This window comes from Candidatus Zixiibacteriota bacterium (assembly GCA_018820315.1).
In the GTDB taxonomy this organism is placed as follows: domain Bacteria; phylum Zixibacteria; class MSB-5A5; order JAABVY01; family JAHJOQ01; genus JAHJOQ01.
Window position 1 is genome coordinate 20,815 of the sequence record JAHJOQ010000001.1, and the last position, 18,709, is coordinate 39,523.

General features: G+C 51.3%; 21 protein-coding genes. 19 read left to right on the forward strand and 2 right to left on the reverse strand.

Annotated features, from left to right (window positions below; genetic code table 11):
• Positions 1–269 precede the first annotated feature (269 nt).
• The 8 genes from KKH67_00100 to KKH67_00135 all read left to right on the forward strand — a co-directional run bounded on the left by KKH67_00100 (position 270) and on the right by KKH67_00135 (position 8,100).
• Positions 270–1,343, forward strand: coding sequence for a class I fructose-bisphosphate aldolase (locus KKH67_00100; protein ID MBU1317571.1), 1,074 nt, complete (start codon positions 270–272; stop codon positions 1,341–1,343).
• A 147-nt stretch (positions 1,344–1,490) separates the two neighbouring features.
• Positions 1,491–1,973, forward strand: coding sequence for a ferritin family protein (locus KKH67_00105; GenBank protein MBU1317572.1), 483 nt, complete (start codon positions 1,491–1,493; stop codon positions 1,971–1,973).
• 91 nt (positions 1,974–2,064) lie between these two features.
• The gene (locus tag KKH67_00110; GenBank protein ID MBU1317573.1) at positions 2,065–2,454 is read left to right on the forward strand and encodes a carboxymuconolactone decarboxylase family protein; all 390 of its coding nucleotides are present in this window, start codon (positions 2,065–2,067) and stop codon (positions 2,452–2,454) included.
• A gap of 27 nt (positions 2,455–2,481) precedes the next feature.
• Entirely contained in the window at positions 2,482–2,952 is a 471-nt protein-coding gene (locus tag KKH67_00115) for a GAF domain-containing protein (protein ID MBU1317574.1), read from the forward strand.
• 83 nt (positions 2,953–3,035) lie between these two features.
• On the forward strand, positions 3,036–3,920 hold the full coding sequence (locus KKH67_00120) for a hypothetical protein (protein MBU1317575.1): 885 nt from the start codon (positions 3,036–3,038) through the stop codon (positions 3,918–3,920).
• A gap of 48 nt (positions 3,921–3,968) precedes the next feature.
• Positions 3,969–4,856: a hypothetical protein gene (locus KKH67_00125; GenBank protein ID MBU1317576.1), complete on the forward strand. Its 888-nt coding sequence runs from the start codon at positions 3,969–3,971 to the stop codon at positions 4,854–4,856.
• Between the two features lie 578 nt (positions 4,857–5,434).
• Entirely contained in the window at positions 5,435–6,724 is a 1,290-nt protein-coding gene (locus tag KKH67_00130; GenBank protein MBU1317577.1) for a hypothetical protein, read from the forward strand.
• A gap of 68 nt (positions 6,725–6,792) precedes the next feature.
• A complete protein-coding gene (locus KKH67_00135; GenBank protein MBU1317578.1) occupies positions 6,793–8,100 on the forward strand; it encodes a hypothetical protein in 1,308 nt (435 codons plus the stop codon).
• A gap of 74 nt (positions 8,101–8,174) precedes the next feature.
• Here KKH67_00135 and KKH67_00140 read toward each other — a convergent pair whose 3' ends face one another.
• The gene (locus KKH67_00140) at positions 8,175–8,558 is read right to left on the reverse strand and encodes a PEP-CTERM sorting domain-containing protein (protein ID MBU1317579.1); all 384 of its coding nucleotides are present in this window, start codon (positions 8,556–8,558) and stop codon (positions 8,175–8,177) included.
• 270 nt (positions 8,559–8,828) lie between these two features.
• On the opposite strand from KKH67_00140, the gene KKH67_00145 reads away from it, so the two are divergent.
• Positions 8,829–10,634, forward strand: a complete 1,806-nt coding sequence (locus tag KKH67_00145) for a hypothetical protein (protein ID MBU1317580.1) — start codon at positions 8,829–8,831, stop codon at positions 10,632–10,634.
• Here the strand turns inward: KKH67_00145 and KKH67_00150 are convergent.
• Entirely contained in the window at positions 10,583–11,311 is a 729-nt protein-coding gene (locus KKH67_00150; protein MBU1317581.1) for a hypothetical protein, read from the reverse strand. The two genes, KKH67_00145 and KKH67_00150, sit on opposite strands and share 52 nt — an antisense overlap.
• A 72-nt stretch (positions 11,312–11,383) precedes the next feature.
• On the opposite strand from KKH67_00150, the gene KKH67_00155 reads away from it, so the two are divergent.
• Genes KKH67_00155 through KKH67_00200 form a run of 10 tightly spaced genes read left to right on the forward strand, consistent with a single transcriptional unit; the run spans position 11,384 to position 18,493 of the window.
• A complete protein-coding gene (locus KKH67_00155) occupies positions 11,384–11,806 on the forward strand; it encodes a hypothetical protein (GenBank protein ID MBU1317582.1) in 423 nt (140 codons plus the stop codon).
• Positions 11,807–11,862: 56 nt separating this feature from the next.
• The gene (locus KKH67_00160) at positions 11,863–12,285 is read left to right on the forward strand and encodes a hypothetical protein (GenBank protein MBU1317583.1); all 423 of its coding nucleotides are present in this window, start codon (positions 11,863–11,865) and stop codon (positions 12,283–12,285) included.
• 15 nt (positions 12,286–12,300) lie between these two features.
• Positions 12,301–13,407: a hypothetical protein gene (locus KKH67_00165; GenBank protein ID MBU1317584.1), complete on the forward strand. Its 1,107-nt coding sequence runs from the start codon at positions 12,301–12,303 to the stop codon at positions 13,405–13,407.
• A 59-nt stretch (positions 13,408–13,466) separates the two neighbouring features.
• Positions 13,467–14,882, forward strand: coding sequence for a glycoside hydrolase (locus KKH67_00170; protein ID MBU1317585.1), 1,416 nt, complete (start codon positions 13,467–13,469; stop codon positions 14,880–14,882).
• A gap of 8 nt (positions 14,883–14,890) precedes the next feature.
• A complete protein-coding gene (locus KKH67_00175) occupies positions 14,891–15,721 on the forward strand; it encodes a hypothetical protein (protein MBU1317586.1) in 831 nt (276 codons plus the stop codon).
• 11 nt (positions 15,722–15,732) lie between these two features.
• Positions 15,733–16,107 carry a hypothetical protein gene (locus tag KKH67_00180; protein MBU1317587.1) on the forward strand — a complete coding sequence of 125 codons (375 nt, stop codon included), beginning with the start codon at positions 15,733–15,735 and terminating at the stop codon, positions 16,105–16,107.
• Positions 16,104–16,247 carry a hypothetical protein gene (locus KKH67_00185; protein ID MBU1317588.1) on the forward strand — a complete coding sequence of 48 codons (144 nt, stop codon included), beginning with the start codon at positions 16,104–16,106 and terminating at the stop codon, positions 16,245–16,247. The genes KKH67_00180 and KKH67_00185 overlap by 4 nt, the downstream gene beginning before the upstream one ends.
• Positions 16,248–16,249: 2 nt before the next feature.
• Positions 16,250–16,522, forward strand: a complete 273-nt coding sequence (locus KKH67_00190) for a hypothetical protein (GenBank protein MBU1317589.1) — start codon at positions 16,250–16,252, stop codon at positions 16,520–16,522.
• Complete coding sequence (locus KKH67_00195) at positions 16,503–17,297, forward strand: hypothetical protein (protein MBU1317590.1); 795 nt, start codon at positions 16,503–16,505, stop codon at positions 17,295–17,297. The genes KKH67_00190 and KKH67_00195 overlap by 20 nt, the downstream gene beginning before the upstream one ends.
• Entirely contained in the window at positions 17,294–18,493 is a 1,200-nt protein-coding gene (locus KKH67_00200; protein MBU1317591.1) for a hypothetical protein, read from the forward strand. The genes KKH67_00195 and KKH67_00200 overlap by 4 nt, the downstream gene beginning before the upstream one ends.
• The last annotated feature ends 216 nt before the right edge of the window (positions 18,494–18,709 follow it).

Consider the following 18,709-nt stretch of genomic DNA (forward strand, 5'->3'; position numbering starts at 1 on the left):
CAGACTCGGAGGAAGTTTACAGCTGAGGAGAAGATCCGGATCGTTCTGGTCTATAGAATCAATATAGAATAGTGTGGACTGATGTGTCAAGTATTATTCTCGCCAATCGATCATCCCTGTGGGTTCCGGGACCACACGTTTGTTATTGACTCTCATTTTGACTATGATTAAACTGTGAATTAATTATGTTAATCGGCGTGGGGACGCATAGGAGACCGTCATCTTGATGGCGAACGGATTCGAGATATTCAGTATAAGGAGATAGAACCATGATAGACCTGAATGGAATCAAGAAACTGCTTGCAGCTGAGGCCGACGAGCTTCTGAACTACACCTGTACAGGCATCTCTAAGGACCAACTGCACCTTCCCGGACCGAATTGGCTTGATGATATTCATCTCAATTCAGATCGCCCGATTCCGGTGATGAGGAGTCTGAATGCGCTTTTCGGTCACGGTAACCTCGCCGGAACCGGTTTCCTGTCGATTCTGCCGGTGGATCAGGGAATAGAGCATTCGGGTGGAGCATCGTTTGCGCCGAACCCGATCTATTTCGATCCGGAGAATATTGTCAAGCTGGCGATTGAAGGTGGCTGCAACGGTGTTGCTTCAACGCTCGGTGTTCTCGGTAGTATCGCACGCAAGTATGCTCACAAGATACCGTTCATTCTGAAGATCAATCATAATGAGCTGCTGACCTATCCGAACAAGTACGACCAGGTGCTGTTTGCGTCTGTCGATCAGGCGAAGGAGATGGGTTGCGTCGCTATTGGCGCGACGATCTACTACGGTTCCGAAGGTTGCAGCCGTCAGATTCAGGAGATCACACAGTCGTTCGAGTATGCGCATGAACTGGGACTAGCGACTATTCTGTGGTGCTATCTCCGCAACAATGCTTTCAAGGTCGATGGTAAAGACTATCACGGCAGCGCGGATCTCACTGGGCAGGCGAATCACCTCGGAGTGACTATAGAGGCTGATATTATCAAGCAGAAGCAGCCGACAATCAACCGTGGCTATGCGGCTATGAATTCCGGCGGAGAGTCGTTCGGGAAGTATAACAAGAAGATGTACGACGGTATCTGCAAGGATCACCCGATCGAAATGACTCGTTATCAGGTTGTCAACAATTACATGGGACGTGCCGGACTGATCAACTCTGGCGGATCGTCCGGTGAGAATGATCTTGCTCAGGCGGTGCGGACTGCAGTAATTAACAAGCGCGCCGGCGGTATGGGTCTGATCAGCGGAAGAAAGTCATTCCAGAAGCCGATGAAGGATGGGGTAGAACTTCTGAACGCAATTCAGTCGGTCTATCTCAGTAGGGAGATTACGGTCGCTTAGCGCTGCACTCGTCAGTCACACCCAGCCCAATGTGGCTCTCGGTATGATTCGGAGTGGCTCTGGATGAGAACAATCGGGAGTATAAGGTGGTTGTAGCGGTAAATAGCTGCGAGCCATGCTTGGTATTTTTCAGGAGGATTAAGTTCGATGGACATTTATGAATTCGCTATGCAGATGGAGAAAGATGGGGAGAAGTATTATCGTGATCTCGCTGAGACGGTCACGGATGAGGGAGTCGCGAAAATACTACTCATGATGGCAGACGATGAGGTGAAGCACTACAACATACTCTCACACATAAAGTCCGGCACACCCGACATGCAGGGGACGGAAGTGCTCAAGAATGCCAAAAACATATTCCAGGAAATGCAGGTCGGTCAGAGTGATTTCGATTTCGATATCGCTCAGAAAGATGCGTTGCAGAAGGCGCTGGAGATCGAAGAGCGCAGTGAGAAATTCTACGTAGAGAAGTCGAAAGAGGTGGACTCGGAAGATCAGAAGGCACTGCTTCTGCGGATAGCTGATGAAGAGAAGCGTCATGTGCACCTTCTCGATCACATGATTGAGTTCATGAGCCGCCCGTCGACATGGCTTGAGGATGCGGAGTTTTCTAATATCGAGGACTATTGAGTGGGTTGGTCCGAAATGCGGGATTACAGACGGCGCTTCGTGACGGGGTGCTGTCTCTGTATGCGATCTGAACTAGGGTTCGGGGTTTGTTATGAATGATAGGGAGTCTGAAGCCGATCCGGAGGCGGCGTCCGAGAGAGCAAGGGAATTCAGAGAGCAGCGAGAGCTCCTGAACAAGATTGTGCTCGACAACAGCGGCCTCACGATGAAGCGGTTCTTCAATCTCGACACTCAGGCGTATACGGACGGAGCGTTATCGACAAAGACCAAAGAGCTGCTCGGACTGGTCTCCTCACTTGTGCTCAGGTGCGATGATTGCACAATGTATCATCTTCTCAGATGTTTCGAGAAGGGAGTGAGCGATCAGGAGTTCGAAGAGACCATGAGCATAGGACTCGTGGTTGGTGGCTCGATAACGATTCCTCACATCAGGCGGGCATTCAAAGCATGGGTTGAATTGAGACGTGGCAAAGGTGAATAGCGATCTAATTTCGGACTTGTGGTTTATATGGTGAACAAGACTCAACTTCTGGATACATTATTTGCTCGGATCGAGGCGCTGGTGGAGTCACCGATTCCCGTCTCGGAGAAACTTCTCGGTATCTGCGATATGCTCAGGGAAGTGGTGCCCCACTATGATTGGGTAGGATTCTACTTAGTGGATGGGGAGAACAAGAGAGAACTTGTGCTCGGACCTTTCGCCGGGGAGCCTACAGATCATGTCAGAATACCATTCGGCAAAGGCATTTGTGGGCAGGCTGCAGAAAGAGGTGAGACATTTGTTGTTCAGGATATCTCCGAGCAGACCAATTATCTCTCCTGCAGCATAGATGTCAAATCGGAAATTGTCCTTCCAATGTTCAAGGGCGGCGAACTAATCGGCGAGCTTGACATAGACTCCCATCAGACCGCGCCATTCACGGATGAAGACGAGGGATTTCTTGAGAAAGTTGCCGCTAAGGCTGCGTGTCTGCTTTGAACTTCAGGACAACGTCAGGCGCGCACAAGCGGAGTGTTCATATAGTTGCATCAATTGGCACACTCTATTGGAGGAGGTGTTTCGTGAGCAGATGTTTGCTGATGGCGTTAGTTGTGGCGCTTATCATGGTCGGAGGATGTATTGACTACCAGGAAACGTTGAAATTCAACGAGGATGGTTCCGGTACATTGAAGATTCGATACGCGCTCGATAAGCAGTATCTCAATGAGATGGAACAGATGGGTGAAAAGATGGGCGGCGAGGAGAGTGAAGAGCCGGAGAATGCTGATGAGGATATGTGGACTCGTGAGGAGATCGAGGAAGCATTGAAGGTGGAAGATACCGGCGTCGAGTTGATTGGATATGAAGCAAGTGAGGACGAAGAATGGAAAATTTGGGTGATTGAGTTTTCATTCGATAACTTGGCTGATTTTGAGATGCTCTCACGCTCTCTTAATGCAGAAGCTGACGAAGATGGCGAGCAGGCTGATATTGACAGGTCATACACGCGGCAGGATGACGGCACCTGGCTCTATCAACATGACTTTGGCGGTGGAATGGGCGAAGAAGGTGGATCTTCTCAGTTCGACACGTCCGACATGGACTCCGATGACAGTGATGCTGAGGACATGCCAACGGCTGAGGAGCTGGCGGAAGCGATGAAGCAGATGCAGGAGGCCATGCAGGAGTACTCCGATGAGGAGGATGCCGAGGGGGGCGATGCGAACCCGGAAGCCGGGGAGCAGGAGGAGCAAATGGAGGAAGCTATGCAGAATCTGAACTCTGGTCTCGAATCGATGTTTGCCGGCATGGAAAATGCCAGAGTGAAGGTCACGGCGGAGTTTCCCGGAAAGATCATAGAATCGAATGCCACCAGTGTCGACGGCAATACCGCCACCTGGGAATTTCGCGGAAAAGCTGTGATACACGATGATATTCCGATGATGACGGCAAAGGTTCAGCCGTAGGGGAGATAGATCGAGTCCAATGAACAATGTCAGGAGGAGGTGCAGTTTATGCATAGACTCGCATTGGTTGCTCTCGCAGCAGCGCTAGCGGTTTTTGGCGGCTGCATCGATTATCAAGAGACAATATCTCTGAACGCTGACGGTTCCGGGACGCTCAAGATTCGCCATGCGCTCGACAGCCAGTATATGGATTTGATGCGGCAGGCGCTCGCAAGCTGGGAAGCTGAGGATGACAATGTGCCTGAAAAATCGGAGGTCAAGAGCGATGAGATCTGGACTCGACAACAGATACAAAAGGCACTGAAATGCAATCATTGCGTTGAGTTGATGGACTACGACATAAACGATGAGGGGCGATGGAGAGTCTGGAGCATGGAGTTCTCATTCAAGGACATTTCAGGTGTCGAAGGCTTGCTGCGGAGTCTCAATGAGGAGTCGGTCTCTGAAAGGGGACTTGCTGACATGAAGAGGTCATTCACCAAGCAGACCGATGGCTCATGGCTCTTTCAGCACAGCTTAGGTACTCATCGCGAAGGAGGTTTGGAGAGCTCTGACATCTCTGGGATAGAGATGCACCAAGAGGATTCTATGGGGATTCCTGCTGATGAGGAAATGGCCGGGTTGATAGATCGCTTTGAGGAAGCGACCGAAGATGATTCTCACGATGTCTACGACCAGCAGGGAGAAGACGCGAAGAAAGAGCAGAATAGACTTCCGGAAGATAAAGACTCGGCTGCTCAAGCTTGGGACTCACTGCTCAATTCACTTCCGGCCGAGATAGACAAAACGCATATTAAAATCACAGCGACATTCTCAGGTGAGATAGTCAAGTCGAATGCGACAAGCATCGAGGGCAACACCGCGGTCTGGGAATTTAGCGGACAGCGAGAGAGGGATAACGGCGGTCCATCGCTAGCTGCCACAATACAGCCATAAGTTGAAGGACACGAGTGCATAAGAAAAGGCGAAGCGGCCTGCGACCTTCGCTTCGCCCTGTTGGACTTATATGTAGGCTGGCGTACCAGACATATAGAGATTTCGGTCAGAAAGAGCCCGTCCTTAAGACGGGCTCTGATAGCTTCACTGACTATCCGCCCAAGGAAGCTAATCGAAGCAGGCTACTGTTCTTTAACCAACGAGGGTATGAGTGCAAATCAGAACAGTAGCCTGCTTATCTATGAAAAAGGCAACCATCCGCAAACAGATATAGTATCAAGACTCATGCCAACTTTCGACACGTCAGCATGTCGCAGTAACGTATTGTGAGTCAATGAGATGCAATATTGACGGATTGTGGCGCTCACGCCGGGGGCGCATTTCCTGCGCTACTGCAGAGCGTGTAATACTCCCGATTCGCACGAATGTGTTGTGATCCATTGTGTTAGGCTGCCGCACATGTTGCGATGCCAAATCACGCTTTCTGCTCTTTTAACATCTACGGAAAAACCACAGATATAGTGGTGTGTCTGATGAGTTTCTGATTGTCAGAAGAACCTATTCAGTAAGGAGAACGGATGCTAAGTCGAGCAAAGCGGTTCCTCGAGAGGATTAGCGTGGCAGCAATTTCCAATGGCAATAGCGGCAATCTTGCGAGCGCTGGAGGGTTCTACGCAAAGCCTCGGTCGAAACGTCTCCAGAGACAAAATGAGTTCCAGTTGACTTATCCATGCGGGGCGGATTCTCACGAAGTCAGGATTGGTCTTTATCGGTTTCTGCGCGACCATGTACCATTGCTGAACGCGGCTATTTGGACATGGGTCAGAATGGCTGCGGGTCGTCCCGAATTTATGCTTTTCGACAGCAACGGCGAGCAAACTGAATCTGCCGAAGTGCGAGCGGTTGTTGACAGCCTTGCGCGGCGATTATATGATAACCGATATCAGAAGTTTGGGGGAATCGATGCTCTGCTCGTTGAGTTCTTCAACACCTTATTCACGACCGGTTCAGTATGTGGTGAACTTCTGGTAGATGCATCCGCCACCGGAGTGCAGAACTTCTATTTCATTGATCCGGCTACGATTCGATTCAAGCTTGAACGAACAGGCGAATGGCAGATGTTTCAGCAGATTGATGATAGAAGAATTAGTCTCCATGCGCCGTCGACATACTTCTACGGACTCGATGCAAACTCGATTGAACCGTGGGGGCGCTCTCTGCTGTCAGCGGTGCCGTTTGCATCGCGAGTCGAGCAGGCACTTGTCAGGGATATGCACAGTAGCATGCATAACGCTGGCTATCATCGGCTGCACGTGAAGATCAAACCGCCAGATCGATTGGCAGGGGAGGATCAGAACGCGTATGTTGCGCGCGCCAACCAGTATTTCGATGAGACCCTCGGAATGATGAAGGATATTGAACCTGATGATAATCCGGTCACTTGGGATGATGTTGACATCGACTATATAGGACCGGCATCGAAAATATCATCCTCATCCTCCTGGTACATCAATCACAAAGCCATGATAGAGGATATATGCGCGGGAACGCACCTTGCACCGTTCATGCTCGGATACTCATATGGATCATCGCGCACTTGGGCGGAGTTCAATTTTGAGTTGCTGCAGAGGCAGCTGCGCACCATTCAGGCCGCAGCTGTCAGGTTTCTGCGATGGATAACTTCGGTCGAATTTGCGCTGAAGGGGATCAGTGTCGAATGCAGATGGTCATTCGATGACTCGATAAGCGTGGGTGTGCTCGAAAAAAGGCAGGCAGAGGCCATTCATATCGACAATGTCATCAAGAAGGCAGACGCAGGGCTTATCACTACTGAAATAGCGAAAAAGGAACTCGGATGTCAGAGCTGATCATATTCTAACTAAGTGGGAGCGTCCACATCACTCGATTCGCAAAACAGAACAGGTGGCGCAGAGCCGTGACCGATCCGGTTCTGTTTGCCAGAGAGTTTATTGAGATTGAACCGCACGAAGGGCAGATCAAATGGCTGACTAATTCCGTGAAGCCTGAGAATCTGCTCTGCACCGGAAACAGATGGGGCAAATCTCTGGTGCAATCCGTGAAAATACTACATCGCTGCATATTTAGAATCAGAAACATGAAATATGATGCTTCCGGGCGATACACTGCCGTTAATGCGTCGATTACCATGGATCAGGCAAAGATCATTTTTCAGAATGTACTTCGTCTGGTAAAGGGGAAGCCACTGCTCGAGCTGATGGTCAATTGCGTGCGGTGGACGCCGTATCCGCAGCTCTATTTCGCAAACGGTGCTGTGTTTACGGCCCGTTCGACTCAGAACAGAGGCGAGCATCTCCTCGGTTACGACTACGACTTCTTCAATTTCGATGAGGTTGCCTTCGAACTTCACCCGGAGTATGTCGTCGACGAAGTGATCGCAATGCGACTTGCCGATCGTGAAGGGATGCTCGATCTGACTTCGACGCCGAAAGGCAAAAACTGGTTCTACCGACGCTATCTGGAGCTTGCGAAGAGACCTGATCGATGTTACGTGCAACAGGGAGCGAGTACTGAGAATGGCTTCATCAGCGGCAGATATCTGAAGAAAAAGATGCAGACATTGTCAGAAGCCAGAGTTCGTCAGAACATCATGGGGGAGTTCGTTGACGCCGGTGATGAAATCGTGTCTGAGGATCTCATCCAGGCCGCGCTCGCCAATTCTACGGGCTTGTCCGGGCCGATTGAAGGACATCGTTATTGTCATGGTTGGGATCTTGCGAGAAAAGTGACACATACTGTTGGAGTCACTCTCGATATCACGACGAAGCCGCACCAGGTAGTCGCTATTGAGAGGTTTCAGGGTCGGGACTGGGACGATGTCTTCGGAGCGATCAGGAAGAAGCATCGGCTCTATGGTGGCCCGGTGCTGGTCGACTCTACCGGTCTGGGCGACGTTGTTCTGAGCCAGGTCGCTGACATCGGGGCAGAGGGATACAATTTCGGACTCGGCGGCGGGAAAGCTAAAGCAGAACTGCTGACAAATCTGCAAATAATGCACGAGCGTAATGAAATCGCTTATCCGTATTTCGAGCAACTTGGAGCGGAAGAGTACTGGTCCAATCTCCAGGAACTTCGAGAAGCTACCTGGACAGAGAACGGCAAATGCGACTTTCTGATGGCTCTTGCCTTGTCATGCTGGATTGTCGGGTGTGCGAACCGCGATTTCTCCAAGAGATCGGTGGATCCACGGACCGGATCGGTATAGAGAAACCCGGGCATAGTACCCGGGTTCTATATCCAAGCTTTCATGTCTATCTCAGTAGCAGCGAAGACTCTTGCTCAGCTTCTAATCTTCCTGTACAGACTGCCGCCGGCAAGTCCGAGACCGATCAGTATCAGAGTAGTCGGTTCCGGAATGGGAGGACATGCAGGAGCTGCATTGTCATAAGCTGCCTCGTTGCCCCAGAGAAACGAATTGCCGGTTCCAGGCGAAGGACCTGTGGCTGGCTGATTGATACCTGTGCCGGTTGTCAGCACCAGATCACTGCCCTTTGTGCCGGTCCCGTTACCGTTGTCGCTCCCTCCAGTGCCTCCAGCAACGTTGTCAATCCTCGAGAAGTTGAAGCCGTAAACCGGCGTCCAAGTAAGGCAGAGGAGTAGAACGATTACTAGAGCTGACACTGTCAGCGGCCCGAGATTGCTTGTAGAAAGTTTGTCCTTCATATACACCTCACTGTCGATTTAAGCATCATTGGCCACTGTATCAGCAATTCAGGTGCCAAAATTCATGCTGTTTGATGGCAGGCATAACCTCATGTGAAACGGATGTTTAACTACTGAAGTACCGGAGTTCATCCGACCGGATTATTGTAATATGTGCAGAAAATTGCATGATTGTGCCGGAACGAAGCTCTGAATAGAGCAGTGTGAATCCATTATTAACAACAGCTGAATGGTGATTGCCGACAGTCAGCTTTATCTGAAGGAGGAACTATGGATGCATTGCTGAAAGACTGCCATATTGAATCGGGAGCCGTCCGAAATGAGGTGTCGCGGGAGTTTGTCGAAATTATCAACCAAACGATGTCTCCGGTAAGGCCGTTGGATCCCGATGAGGTTTGCGTGAGGACGATGCTTGTCACGTCTGATGCTGTAAACTCGCAGGGGGGGCGATTTCCCACCAGCGAATTGCCGCGTCTCTGCGAAATGATTCCCGGTACTCCGGTCATGATCGGTCATGACAAATCGAAACTTCCAATTGCGAGATGCTTCAGATCGGAGCTTGTTGAGCACGATGGAAAGGCATGGGTCAAGGCGTGGTTCTATTGGATAAAGACAACATCGGGCTCAGAAGATCTGCGCAGGAATATCGACGGCGGCATTTACACAGAGTGCTCTCTCGGATTCAGTTTCGGTCTGCCTGAATGCTCTGTTTGTTCCGGTGACATCAGAAAGTGCAGCCACATTGCAGGGCGGGAATACAGAGGGCAGTCCGGCAATAGTGTGAACTGTCATTTTCGGTATCGAAATGTCTCAAGAGTAAATGAGATATCACTTGTCTACCGGGGTGCCGTACCTGGAACTGCGATTTCGGATCATGTGCTGAATGCGAATGCTGGGGAGGAGATCGAACTGATTGGTGATTCAGAGTCATGCCAGGCACGAAGTAGGCTACTGCTCAATGCCAGACTTGCAGACTTGCCGGATGAAGGAGTGACTGCCTATCCCGTGTACCACGGCATTCCATTCAATGCGACACAAATCGGAGAAGTATTCAAGACATCTTTGTCGGTCGATTGGGCTGAGTTTCCCCCTGTGAAGAGAGCGATTGAGATGCTGGATGGCGTTTTTCCACCGGGATCATCGGTGCGTGGGGTAGTCGCAATCTACCGCGGGAAGACCCGGCTGCCAGTGTACCTCATGGAGCGTATCAAGAGAGGAGAGATGACTCTCTCCGGCAGATGCCGAATCAAGCTATTCGTACCGCAGACGTTGCGAGACCAGGTTTCCGAAGCGGAAATGGATCGGCTTGCCAGGGGGCATGTCGATGCGATTTCAGAGCGCAAATTGGTCGGGAGAAACCAACTCGATTCGGCGGTGGAATCCTCGCCGCACGAAGGATTGCGGATCGAAAAAGATGTGGACAACTGCATGGTGGTCAGGAATGGTAATCGCTTCCTGTTGGAGGTGGTCAGAGTGTCCTGCACCGCGGCTGGGAAGCACTGCTACGATCTCCAGTTCGGTGATTCGAAGCTTGGATGCTTCCGGACCTATGAGACGCGCGTACCGGCATCCGTGGGTGACACTCTCTATGTCGAGGCTGATGTTGCCAAGCTGAGCGGCGGGATATCACTGAGGCGCATCAGGGTGCTCGATAATTTGGGAAGCTACTTTGAGCCGGACCGACCTTGGTCGTCTCACACGGATAATCTGTCACCGTCGGCTCACTATTCTATCAGACTTGTCGGTACTGCCTCAGCCATGCTTCGACTCGAATCAGAGTCTGAATCAAGGCAGATCGAGTTTCCGGTATTCTCCATCAGGCAGCTCAACAGCGGGAAGATTCTCGTTGGATACGATATGGAGGAGACCGAAGCGAGCGGCGCTGTCGAGCTGCTCGATTCTGGAAGTGCCGTGATGTTGGAAAAGGTGGCAAGTGGTTTGAAGCTTCGCCTCAATGGGCAGCAACTAAGCGGCGATTACATTCTGAGGTATGCGATCCATAAGGATGAGAGAGTAACTTTGATCTATCGGGCAGGCGCCGCCTCAGTGGCTTCTCGCGAGATCATGAAAACATGACTCGAACCAAACGTGCCGGTGGAGTACATCTTCACGAGTCCGAAATCGAGTGAGTAATATTCGTACGATGTTCTGAACGGCGTAACGGTGCCTGGCATTCTGTACTCATTCTTGAAAACGAAGCAAATGAAATTGTCGAGCGGCAGCAGAAGCGATTCGCTCCGTTCAAAGCTGCGTCGATTTTCCATTCCATATGAGAAATAGAGCTTCGAACCAATCCACGGATAACCATCAGGACTGATGGGCGGGGAGTATGAGTCCCAAATATCAGTGGTCTGGACAGTGAGTGGGAATATCTGAGGAGGTTCTGAGAATTTGAAGAGAGAGTCTGCGTCATTGACCGTTCTGAAATACCCCAGATTTACCACAGAGTTTGAGGTGATCTTCAGTGCCGAAGTTTTCTTAGAATCGAACCAGAGATTGATCTGTGACCGAGTCGAGTCGGATGCCTGAGCGGCGAACTCGACGAGTGAAGTGTCAATGGTTACGAAGTAGGATGGATAGTAGGAGATAATCGTGTCATATTTGATGTACTCGCATTCGACATCTTCCTGCAGGCCGAGAAGTCGAACGGCATTATTCGTGATAAGATTCTCGTCATCGTTCGTGCTCTTATCGCTGCAGCCGGAAATAGCCACAACCACAAGCAGCATGATAATTGCCGAAAAACGATTCATCGATAACCTCCTCAACATAATCTACACTAATTGCAATAGGAATCAGAGTCAACAAAAACCGGAGGATTGCACATGGAATCAGCAAAATTGTGCGACGAAATAAGCGCGTTCCGCGAGGTTCTGCAAAAGGGCAGTCTTACGGAAATCGATCTTGATGCACTTGGCGACTGTCTGGGGGAGACTCTTCGCACGCTCGAAGAGATGAAGCGCGACGAGTGTGGCGAGAAGCTTTTCAGAAGTGACGTAATATCTGAAATCGTGAACCTAAGCAGAGCTGCTCAAGCTCTTGAGAGTGGAGAGCCTGGAATCGACTCCGATAGTTGGGCAGCCAAGCTCGCATCGCTCGATGCAGAGAAGCTGCTCGCTATTCGAAAGAGAGTGCGTCTCAGTTTCAGTCATCTTCAGAGATCGGAAGATGCACCGCGGCGGAGGTATGGGCATACTGCCTCGCCGAAGTCATTCGCTGATTACAAACTTGAAAACGAGCGGGTGTGATCACCCAGAGAGCGGGAGATTGAAGCTCCCATAAGTATAGATGAAAGGAGAAACAGATGAGTGTAAGAAATCAGAATCTTGAGACAATTGCCGCTGTGTACGCGACTTTCGGTATCCATCAGACCGGTGGACTGGATGATCTTGCTGACGCGGACATTGGCTCAGCCGTGAAGTTGACTGGCAATTTCGAGGTGGGTCCGGCAGATGATAACTCGACCGTTCTGGGCAAGATCGTAGCCTTGACGCTAACTGATGCGGACGTCGGGAAGAGGAACGCAACGGTGCAGATCGGTGGAGTGGTGTCGTTGCCAATCACAACCACATATCCGGCCGTAGGGGATCGTGTTGTCGGTGGAACCGGCGGCACTGTCAAGAAGGCTCCTGCGTTGGGTGGCAGCGACCCAGCGGGCGGCAACATTGCACGCGGAACTGTGCTGGCTGTCAGCGGGACTGCAAGTTGCACAATCTTCCTACCGTAACGAAAGGAACTGACTGTGAATTTCAACGACATAATCAATGGCGATATCCCGGATAATCTGATCTCTTTGGCGGAGAGCGAACCGACAGGGGGCACGGTAGATCTCTCTCGTGCGAGGCAGCTTGAAGTCGAGCGTGATCACTACCTTGAAGCTCAGGCGCAGGGGATCTCTCTGACTGAACTTCTCGAATCGGACCCGTTCGATCCGTCACCGACCGATTCACCCCTTGATGCATTCGAGCGGCAGCTTCTGCTGAAAGGGATCAGGAGCAGCGGTCGAAATCCTGCCACCGTCGAGCTGTTCTACAGAAACGCTCCGATGCTGATGCCGGAATTCATGATGCGCGAAATCAAACGCGGCATGTCAATGCGGAGTGATTATCGCAGGCTGCCGGCCTCATCGAGCAGTATCGCAACAAACAGGTACACGCCGCTCTACATAGACGCATCAGCTACCGATGACAATCTGTCGCTGAGGCCGGTGGGCGAGGGGGCGGAGGTTCCGCAGATCGTTGTTACGGAGCAGAAGAATACTGTGACTGTTCCCGACTACGGTATCGCCCTGAAGGCCTCGTATAAGGCGCTTCGTCATCGAACTACTACTCAATTCAAAGTGCTTCTGTGGTACATTGGATTCAAGTTGCAGGCTGATAAAGTGTCGCTGGTGGTGGATGTCATTCAGAACGGAGATGGCAACGGTAATGCGGCGACTGTTATCAACACGGACTCATCCGGATCAGTCGATTATGATGACCTGGTGAAGTTCTATCTCGAATTCTTTCCGTATGAACTGAACACGATTATCTGCAACAAGACGATGGTGCGTACGCTGCTCAACCTGACAGAGTACAAGGATCCGACGATCGGATTCAAGTTCCAGACCAACGGCGAGTTGCTATCGCCCCTGGGCGCCGCAATAGTCCGATGCGATGATTGCCCCTCTGACATCATCATCGGTCTCGACAACAGATTCGGAATTGAGGAGGTTCGCAGCCAGCCGCTGATGGTTGAGTTCGACAAGATCATCGAACAGAAATTTGAGGAAGCGGTTATCTCAGAATCGGTCGCGTATGCCAAGATCATTCCGGAGGCATCGCTCATTCTCGATTCAGTGTTCGCATAGCAGATTGAAAAGCAACCTTATGAGCCCGCCTCTGTGGGGGCGGGCTTAGGGGATATGGTATGATTAAGAATATAGCAATCTCAAGCGCCTACTATGGCGGCGGGCTGTCGATTCAGAAGAAACTGTTCGTTGTGAAGTCCGGTTCGTATCAGGGAAGAACTGTCGTCGTATATCCGAAGACGCAGAGCCAGCTTGTGTTTGTCTGGAGCGATCCCCCATACACATCGTGGTCCGAGGAAACCGTGATAGTCTCAGATTCCGCGAATTATCCAGCCTGTGCGTACATGGATGACGACGGCAGCATCTATGTCGCTTACACCGTGCAGACGTCATTCGATCTGGCAGAGAAGAAGCTGGTATACTCGGATGGAAACTGGAGCGCTGGGTCGAAAAATGTGATTTACAGCGGCGACGCAAGTTTCTACCCGTCTCTATACAAAGATCTGTGGAACAGGCTCTGGGTTAGCTTCACGAGAGAATCGAGCGGCAGCTACTACATCAATGTCAAGCGTTCGACTGATGATGGCACGACCTGGGGCACGGGTCCGTCCGATGAAGGTACAACGCTGACCTCCGGCGCGACTTCATGCTATAGTCAGCTTGTGTACCGCCCGAACCATGTCTACTGCATCTATACAGAGGGCGGTACGAAGCTTGCATACAGCAGGATGGAAATAACTGCAGCTCTGTTTGATGATGAGGTGGGTCTCTACACCGGCACGGGACTCTCTGCTAATTTCAGCGGTGCATGCTCGGCTGATCTGCGATTGGGTATTGCGTTTTGCGATGATTCTGATTTGCTCTACAAGGAGTTCGATGGTGCTCAGTGGTCCGGTATCGAGACCATCGACTCGGCATTCTCAGTCAATCCGAATCTGTACTTCAGGCAGAGTGTGCCATACGTCGTGTTTGCGAAGGAAGTCGGAGCGGATCAGCATCAGCCACATTACTCGTATCGCGAGGGGCAGGCTTTTTCGGAGGCGGCTCCGATCTCTCCCGAAATGAGCACCCTCGACAGAGTGTTCTGCTACAATCCATCGGGAGCAGTCAAATTCAATGACAAAACCGCCGCTGCGGCTGACAGCACTGCGGCTGATGTCTTTCATGACGCCACGGGCAAGATGCTGCTATCTGTCGGGGACGCGCTGTATCTTGGCCAGCAAGAGCGGTTCTCTATGATCACAGCGACGCTTTCAACGAATGGTGAAGGAGGCGGTATCTCCTGGTACTACTGGGATGGTTCTGACTGGAAGATTTTCACGCCATTCTCTGGCTCATATAACTTCGACAGCTCACCCGCGACAATCACATTCTGGAATGACACATCAGAGATACCGTCCGATTGGCAGACCTGCATCGTCAATGGTAAAGCCGGCTACTGGGTGAAGGCATCGGTGTCATCAGCATTCACAGTTGCTCCCATAGGTTCACAGATAACCGGCGTTCCGAATGTGTCATACATAATCTCTGAGTAGGATAGACCATGCCTTATACAAACATAGAACTCGTGCGAAAGCACCTGCAGGAGTCGGAGCAGTCTACCGGTCAGATCGAGAATCACTTGATTAGACCGGATGGATTGACTGCAGTGCAGCTTCCACATGCCGGGATAGTCGATGGCTCGGAGAAGGTCAAAGGTAAAGAGCAGATCGCTCCAGCACGCGAGACAATCTCTCTGGCAGGCGAGGCTTCATCGTTGAGTCGCGGTGATCTGATCGCTGAAAGTGTTGTGATAGCATCGGACAGTTCATTGACTCAGATTTTCACCGAGAACATTGACTACACCGGAAATTACACGTCCGGTGAAATTACGAGAATCCCAACCGGGCTGATTCAGAGCGGCCAGGATGTGTCGGTCTGGTATTATCACTACAAGATATTCGAAAAAGGGATTGACTATCTGATTTCATATCAGAATGGCACAATAACGCGTGTCGATGGAGGAAGCATCGAAGATGGTCAGATGCTATGGATCGATTACGAGATAGAGAGCGGGCTTTTCTCCGACGATGTGATCACCAACGCAGTCGTCGAGGCTTCGGCTCAGCTTGATTCGCGCATCGATGAGACGCTCGCAGAGAGTGTTATCTCGGTGCTCACGATTGCTGAGACATATCTGGCGGTGTCGATACTGACTCAGATTCGCGCTCTTGATGTGCTGCAGTCATCCTCGCTCTCTTCTGCTAACAAAGGCAATGTCTCGACTCGATTTCTTGAAGTGTCGTCACGATACAGAAACGACTTTGAAGATATGATCAGACCATACTTGAGACCGGCTACGAGACTGAGCGGACCGGTTCGTTCATCGCGATAGGAGGTAAGACTATGAACTCAACTCTCGCATACCTGAGAGGCAGAAGACTCTGGGTGGTCGAAAACCTCGTCGTGTGGGGAAGCCTGTCCGCTTACTCGGGACATTTCCTTGTGACAGATGAGCTCGGCGGCGATAAGAGGCTTCTGTTCTGGCAGGTGAGTCTCGGTGGAGATCTGCAGCAGACGAGCTTCGCCGATTTGACCGACATTAACGGCAACGTGCTCCCGGCAATCATATCCCGGCCGAAGATCGTCGTCCTGTCGAAGAATGGTGTGAATGTTGCGGTTGTCGGCAGGGAATCGAATACGACATTCACAATCGCGAAGACAGTTGAAACATCGACGAGTGGACTTGTGGATCTGCTCATATTCGAGGTGGGATCATGAAGAAAGAAGTATCGGTAATCGTCTGCCCGGAATGCGGACAGATCAATGTTGAACTCCCCGGTGGCGTCAGATGTGTCTGTCCTGTGTGTCACGTCGGCATCGACACCTCTGATGACATCACAATCGAGCTGATTGATTAGGCATGCCGAATGAGTCCGGGACAAAATCCAGAAGCAGGAAGAAGAAGCGGCCGAGCGATTCCGAAATGCTCGAAGAGATACTCGAGAAAATCCACGAGCGCCTTCGAGAAAAGGATTTCGAACCGAAAGTCGCAGACTTCCTCAAGGTACTCGAGATGAAATACAAATTGAAACTCTCGGGCGACAGTAAGCAGAAGCTGCTCGATCTAATCGAGGATGTCAGGAGGGAAGAGCTTGAAATGCTGGAGGATGCAGATGGCTCGGAAGAAACTTAGGACTCAAATCGTATTGATGATTCTCTTTGCGCTCAGTTCGACCTCGCTGTTCGCCGATTCGCTTGTGCTTGATGACACCGCGACAGTATTTGACGGCGCGATCTATGGATCGGTCGGCTGCAATTCGGAATTCCCCGATCTGAATTGCGCATTCTACAACATGGGTGGCCAGATCACGTTTTCTGTTGGGAAGTCTGCCGCTCATATTTCGACAGTCTGGCGATCGCTGATGGGCTTCGATCTTGCCGAGCTGTATGATGGCGGCATCAGCGACATCGATTCCGCGATACTGACTCTGAAAGCGCTGTTTGCCACTAGTGCGGATTCGGTTCTGTATCTGGGGTTTCAGTCGCTCAATTACGACGTTATCGAAGGGAACTGCGCAGTTTCTATGCCCCCCAACGATTCGTCATTCACCTGGTCAGCGCGGATATTCAAAGATGAAGTGGACACAGTGCTATGGCAGATCGCTGGCGCAAAGGGGAGCGATGACAGAGAGGATTCAGTCTATGCTATATCACCACCTATCACTGATGCGGGCTCATACCGCATCGACTTGACGGGGTTGGTGCGGCACTGGTTGGACAGCACCGCAACAAGAAGATGGTGTGTGCTCGGAGATACAGTCTCGCTTGCAGGTGGCAGAGCTTTCGCAAAGAAGGTGTTCTCCTCATCCGAGTCGAGTACTGCGTCAAACAGGCCGAAGCTCGAGATCTTCTATCCAACAGTGGGTTTGCAAAGAAGTGACATTTTGTCGGGAGGATTACTAAAATGAAGCGTACTAATGCTATTTTGATAGCTGCTGTTTGTTTTCTTGTGATGGCTTGCAAAACGTTCGGAGGGCTCGGCATTTCTCCGTCGGTTGTTGGCAACGGCGCAGGGGATTCGATTTACATCACCATCTCCTCGATTGATACAACATATTATCCAGAAGTCTCCGATCTTGATAGTCTTGACATTCTGCGATACACGCCGAGCGGCGCGCTGCTCGATTCTACTTCTGAGAATGCATCGAATGTGCTCAATCCGTCGAAGGGATTCTACCGCGCTGCGTTTCGGGCGTCGGGTGGTTCCGGCACAAAAGGCGTCTACACCGTACTTGTTCGTGGATGGCGCGGCGACAAGGAGAGAGGCGTTGCATCGGGGGCATACGAAGTTGTCAGCAAGCAGCATGATGCGTTCCAGGCGCTGGTCGATTCGTTGAGGGATTCCGTCTATGCGATTCTCGATACGTTGCAGGATGGGTTTCAGTCGCACACATCGTCCGCCGATACGGGCGCGATTGCGAGATCGGTTTGGGATGATGATGTGGTTGCGCTCGCTGATCGTCGAATCAGATACGCCGACAGTGTCGGTACTGTGCTGAGTGTGCCGTCGTCGGGATTGGGCGCCTATGCGTGCAGCCTCTACTATTTCAATGCCGCCGACAGCAGCGCGATTCAGGGAGTCTATGCGCGCGTGATGAACAGCTCACAGACGGCGACATCTGCAATCGGGATCACCGATTCCGACGGGCTGGTTGTGATGTCGCTCGATGATGCGCTGTATCATGTCTGGTCGTATCGGGTGGGGTGTATCTTCTCGCCGTTGCCCGATTCGGTTATTGTCAGTGCGCCATCTGCTGTCGATTCGATTTGGGCGACATATTTCGATCCGGGAAGTCCGTCGTCACCGTCGCTCTGCAGAGTCTACGGTTGGGTGCGCGATTTGTCGGGCGATGGCATCAGTGGCGCGACTGTTGCGGCAAATGTGCGGCAGAGTCCGTTGCGGTACGGTTCGATGATAATCTCGCCATATTTCGAATCGACCGTGACGGACACAGCGGGCTACTGGTATCTCGATCTGATCCCGTCGGGCGATCTCGATCCTTCGACGACGTCATACACATTTTCGATCTACTACAAGAATGGCGCAATCGCCGTCAAATCAGCCACCGTCCCCGATTCAAGTAGTTGGGTGTTGGATTGGTAGGAGAGTGGGGCGGCGAGCCGGAGCGAAGCGAAGAGCTCCTACCTATGTTCGGGAAGACGCCATTTCTAGTGGTTGCGTATCTATGAGTCGTCCAAGCCTAGTTCGCCTTTGCATCCACTACTCAAGTGTCTGATCGCCCAATCGTGACCGCAGTAGTAATCGAGCAAGTAGAGCAGATCCCTTACTGCAACGAGTGTATCATCGACGGTTTCATGC

Bases quoted from the DNA above. Each gene is read 5' to 3' on its own strand.
- KKH67_00140 (MBU1317579.1), bottom strand. From the start codon at position 8,558: ATGAAGGACAAACTTTCTACAAGCAATCTCGGGCCGCTGACAGTGTCA.
- KKH67_00155 (MBU1317582.1), top strand. From the start codon at position 11,384: ATGGAATCAGCAAAATTGTGCGACGAAATAAGCGCGTTCCGCGAGGTT.
- KKH67_00175 (MBU1317586.1), top strand. From the start codon at position 14,891: ATGCCTTATACAAACATAGAACTCGTGCGAAAGCACCTGCAGGAGTCG.
- KKH67_00195 (MBU1317590.1), top strand. From the start codon at position 16,503: ATGGCTCGGAAGAAACTTAGGACTCAAATCGTATTGATGATTCTCTTT.
- KKH67_00185 (MBU1317588.1), top strand. From the start codon at position 16,104: ATGAAGAAAGAAGTATCGGTAATCGTCTGCCCGGAATGCGGACAGATC.
- KKH67_00110 (MBU1317573.1), top strand. From the start codon at position 2,065: ATGAATGATAGGGAGTCTGAAGCCGATCCGGAGGCGGCGTCCGAGAGA.
- KKH67_00170 (MBU1317585.1), top strand. From the start codon at position 13,467: ATGATTAAGAATATAGCAATCTCAAGCGCCTACTATGGCGGCGGGCTG.
- KKH67_00145 (MBU1317580.1), top strand. From the start codon at position 8,829: ATGGATGCATTGCTGAAAGACTGCCATATTGAATCGGGAGCCGTCCGA.
- KKH67_00130 (MBU1317577.1), top strand. From the start codon at position 5,435: ATGCTAAGTCGAGCAAAGCGGTTCCTCGAGAGGATTAGCGTGGCAGCA.
- KKH67_00125 (MBU1317576.1), top strand. From the start codon at position 3,969: ATGCATAGACTCGCATTGGTTGCTCTCGCAGCAGCGCTAGCGGTTTTT.
- KKH67_00150 (MBU1317581.1), bottom strand. From the start codon at position 11,311: ATGAATCGTTTTTCGGCAATTATCATGCTGCTTGTGGTTGTGGCTATT.
- KKH67_00105 (MBU1317572.1), top strand. From the start codon at position 1,491: ATGGACATTTATGAATTCGCTATGCAGATGGAGAAAGATGGGGAGAAG.
- KKH67_00115 (MBU1317574.1), top strand. From the start codon at position 2,482: ATGGTGAACAAGACTCAACTTCTGGATACATTATTTGCTCGGATCGAG.
- KKH67_00190 (MBU1317589.1), top strand. From the start codon at position 16,250: ATGCCGAATGAGTCCGGGACAAAATCCAGAAGCAGGAAGAAGAAGCGG.
- KKH67_00100 (MBU1317571.1), top strand. From the start codon at position 270: ATGATAGACCTGAATGGAATCAAGAAACTGCTTGCAGCTGAGGCCGAC.
- KKH67_00160 (MBU1317583.1), top strand. From the start codon at position 11,863: ATGAGTGTAAGAAATCAGAATCTTGAGACAATTGCCGCTGTGTACGCG.
- KKH67_00180 (MBU1317587.1), top strand. From the start codon at position 15,733: ATGAACTCAACTCTCGCATACCTGAGAGGCAGAAGACTCTGGGTGGTC.
- KKH67_00200 (MBU1317591.1), top strand. From the start codon at position 17,294: ATGAAGCGTACTAATGCTATTTTGATAGCTGCTGTTTGTTTTCTTGTG.